We start from the raw sequence: 3,463 nt of genomic DNA, 5'->3' as shown, positions 1-3,463 counted from the left end.
TGTAATTCTGCTACCATTGTATCATACCTTAATTGCAAACCATGACTTGGCAACAAATCCCTAGATGTTCTTCCACTTTGATCTGTAATTGTTATATCTGCTCCAGCATTAATTAGAAATTGCACAATATTTAAATTTTGATTTAATGTTGCATAATGTAGTGGAGTATACCCATTTTGGTAATATACACTATTTATATCCTCTCCTGATTCTATTAATTGTCTTATTGCATTGATATCACCCTCTTTTGCAGCTCTATGTAATCTAGGAATAGTAGGTGTACTTCTATAATCATCTTCATAGTAATAATAGCGATTATCTCTTGAGTGGCCTAATAAATCATACTTAAATTCCATATGTCTCATCATACGGTAAAACCTTAAAACTTTTTAAACTTCACTTTAATATAGACTAGAATTTATTAAAAATCGATACATTAAAAAAGTATTAAAAATACTTAATTATAACAATAACCTCAAGTCAGATTGCCTATGGCAATGGTAGCATAATAGAAAGCAATGCAGTGTAATAGTTAACTTTAACAAAAACAGGTTACAAAATTAACCTCCAGACTATCCTATTAACTAATATTGCTTGGCACAGTTTTTATGAGATACATGAGAGTAGAATACGCGAATCTATAGTTATTGCAGTTGCTAAAGTCTTGAGCTGTAAAAACAAAGTAAGGGGTTATAAAAAATACAAGTGCTCTAATGACAAATGTGATAACATAAAAATTATACCTCATACCTGCAAATCCAAGCTATGCTCTTCATGTGGTAAAAAGGCTACTGCTATATGGATAGCTAAGCAAAATAATATTTTATCTAATACTGAATGTCAGCATATTACATTTACAATACCATCTGAACTTTGAGACTTGTTTTGGCTTAACAGAGAGTTGTTAAATCAAATTACTAAATTAGCTGCAGATTACATTATGATTCTTGCTCGTAAACTTGATGCTGTACCCGCTATTTTTACTGTTCTTTATACTTTTGGCAGAGACTTAAAACGCAATGTACATGTCCATCTTTCAACTATTAGAGTTGGCTTACATACAAATCTTAAAAAACTAAAAAGTTATTTTTTAAACAACACTCCCTAATGAAAATGTGGAAACATAGAGTCATAAAATTATTTAAATCTCGCAATATTATACTACCCTACTACCTTACCAATAAGTTGATTAATGCTTTCAACTTTAATGATTTATTAAATTATCTTTATCATAAAAACTGGATGGTATTTTGCCAAAAAGCTTCTTCTAATCATTATGCCAATGTTAATTATTTAGGAAGATATATTAAAAGGCCTTCTATCGCTGATTCTAAATTAAAACACTATGCTGGTAACAATTTCATCTTTAAGTATCTTGATCATAAAACCGACACATATTTAGAAACCTCTCTTTCTGTTTTTGATTTCATTGGAAGGCTTATTCAGCACATTCCAGATGTTAATTTTAGAATGATTAGATATTATGGTATTTTAGCTAATAGAGTAAGGTCTAAGCTTATTCCCATACTTTATAAATTTCTTGGTAAAACTACTGAAAAAGCTCAATTAATATTACCTTCTTATTCTTCATTACTTATTTCTAACTTTAACCTCAATCCTATGATTTACTCAAAATGCAACAACCATATGATTCATGTTTTGGCCATATACAGAAATACTGCATCTCATACTCTTTTAGGATACCATAATCATTTGTATGGAAGTACCTTTTGTTAATTTTCAATATCACAGGTACAGTCCGTCTTTAATATGATTTTTATCTATTTTTAGCAATTTTAACCTGATTTTCTCTACTTTTTTACACATGAATGATTTTGAATTCGTTTTTCTTCTTATTACTCATTTCCATAAATTTTGAAATTCCTAAATATATTTATTTTTTTATTTAATATAAAAAGAGAAAGAAGAATATTACTTCTATCTCTTTATATAGCAAAACTACATTAATTATTAATCTATTACTCTTTATTAATAGCAATCTGTTTAGTTACGCTACTATCTTTTTCTTTTTTATTAACACTCACTTCTAATATTCCATTTTTAAATTTAGCATTAATATTATCCTCATCTATATTATCTGGCAGTTCTAAACTTCTTTCAAAACTTCCATAATGGCTTTCCATTCTATGATATTTTACATCTTTACTTTCTTTTTTATGCTCTTTTTTACCTTCTATCTTTAATATTCTATTATTAAGACTTACTTTTATATCTTTTTCTTCTATACCAGCTATCTCTACTTTTACTAAATACTGTGAATCTGTTTCCATTATATCGAACTTTGGTAAAAAATTTCCTTTAAATTCTGTAAGAAAATCTTTATTATAGAAATTTAAAAATAAGTCATCTATTTCTCTTTGCATTTGATAAAAAGGAGAAATATATCCTTTATATTCTTTTGGTTTATTATCACCAAAAAATCTTTGTGGAAGAAAATCTTTCATTTTCATTGTCACCTCTAATATTTTGTTATGTTTTAATCAATTACTACTAACTATATATAAATTATTTTACTCTTTTCAATAAATAATAAAGTAATATATATTATATTTTACATATTCAAATTCATTATTATTTTCTAACTCATTAAAGTATATATTTCATTCTATTTCTTTTCCATAAAGTACTATCTTATCTCTAGTACCGATTCAATTTGCTGCTGGCATAATATATCTGATCGTTCTAATCTAGACTCTTTATTTAAATGAATATTAATATAATATGGTTTTTAATCATGTTGTGATAAAGTAGAGCAGAAGAAATACCTTCCTAATTTCTTGTAGAACCGTACGAGATAATTTTTGAAATTAACTCATTGGAAAGAAAGGATATTAAATTCGTTAAATAATGAATATATTGGGTTTTCTGAATATAACAAAAATCTATATTCAACATTAAGATTAAGTATAGCAAAATATTCTAATGATAAATTTAGTTATTTAGATTGTGATAATGCGATACCAAATGAAGAAAAGAGTGTTTTTGTTGATCATGTTCATTTTGGTACTAGAGGTAACAAGCTAATTGCAGAATTTTTATTTAAAAATATTAAGCAAAAATTATTATTAGATGAAAATAAATAGATACTTATTTATAAATATAATATTAGGGTTTTAATATGCTTCTATATAAATAATTAATTTTTTATATCATTTTCATTTATGTAACAAAATTGTTTTTACTTTATTATATAATTTAAAAACCGTTTGAAATTGTAAATAATTTTTTAAAATACTATTAAATTTTTTAGAAGAAGAATTAGAGGTGATCATCATGTTGGTAGCATTATTTTCTAATAAAGAATTGTCGTGAGTATAATCATCAATCATCTTAGAGGATTTATGGCGAGTGGTTTTCATAATAATATGATTGCGTATACCTGAGCTAACAGCAGTAGTAACAAAACCACGCCTTAAAGAATGTCCTGCAATTTTAGATGTAT

Annotated in this window: 5 protein-coding genes and 1 pseudogene; 3 read left to right on the top strand and 3 right to left on the bottom strand. The window is 26.1% G+C overall.

Annotation, left to right across the window (positions count from 1 at the left end; translation table 11 throughout):
* Positions 1 to 368 (bottom strand): ankyrin repeat domain-containing protein (locus h2es_RS07515; RefSeq protein WP_195910013.1); only part of this gene is annotated, 368 nt, incomplete at its 3' end.
* Positions 369 to 559: 191 nt separating this feature from the next.
* On the opposite strand from h2es_RS07515, the gene h2es_RS08025 reads away from it, so the two are divergent.
* Both h2es_RS08025 and h2es_RS07500 read left to right on the top strand, forming a co-directional pair.
* Positions 560 to 877: a transposase zinc-binding domain-containing protein gene (locus h2es_RS08025; protein ID WP_369122812.1), complete on the top strand. Its 318-nt coding sequence runs from the start codon at positions 560 to 562 to the stop codon at positions 875 to 877.
* A 209-nt stretch (positions 878 to 1,086) separates the two neighbouring features.
* A pseudogene (locus tag h2es_RS07500) lies at positions 1,087 to 1,737 on the top strand (IS91 family transposase); the annotation flags it as partial.
* Positions 1,738 to 1,979: 242 nt separating this feature from the next.
* Here h2es_RS07500 and h2es_RS07495 read toward each other — a convergent pair.
* Positions 1,980 to 2,471, bottom strand: coding sequence for an Hsp20/alpha crystallin family protein (locus h2es_RS07495; protein ID WP_154512823.1), 492 nt, complete (start codon positions 2,469 to 2,471; stop codon positions 1,980 to 1,982).
* A gap of 351 nt (positions 2,472 to 2,822) precedes the next feature.
* Here h2es_RS07495 and h2es_RS07490 point away from each other — a divergent pair, with 351 nt between their 5' ends.
* On the top strand, positions 2,823 to 3,104 hold the full coding sequence (locus tag h2es_RS07490; protein WP_154512820.1) for a hypothetical protein: 282 nt from the start codon (positions 2,823 to 2,825) through the stop codon (positions 3,102 to 3,104).
* Between the two features lie 72 nt (positions 3,105 to 3,176).
* Here the strand turns inward: h2es_RS07490 and h2es_RS07605 are convergent.
* On the bottom strand, positions 3,177 to 3,463 hold a 287-nt coding region (locus h2es_RS07605), incomplete at its 5' end, for a site-specific integrase (RefSeq protein WP_230204308.1).

The sequence above is a fragment of the Rickettsiales endosymbiont of Trichoplax sp. H2 genome (assembly GCF_009690945.1).
Taxonomy (GTDB): Bacteria; Pseudomonadota; Alphaproteobacteria; order Rickettsiales; family Midichloriaceae; genus Aquirickettsia; species Aquirickettsia rohweri.
Note: the sequence above shows the minus strand (reverse complement) of the source record. Positions and strands in the feature narration are given on the sequence as shown.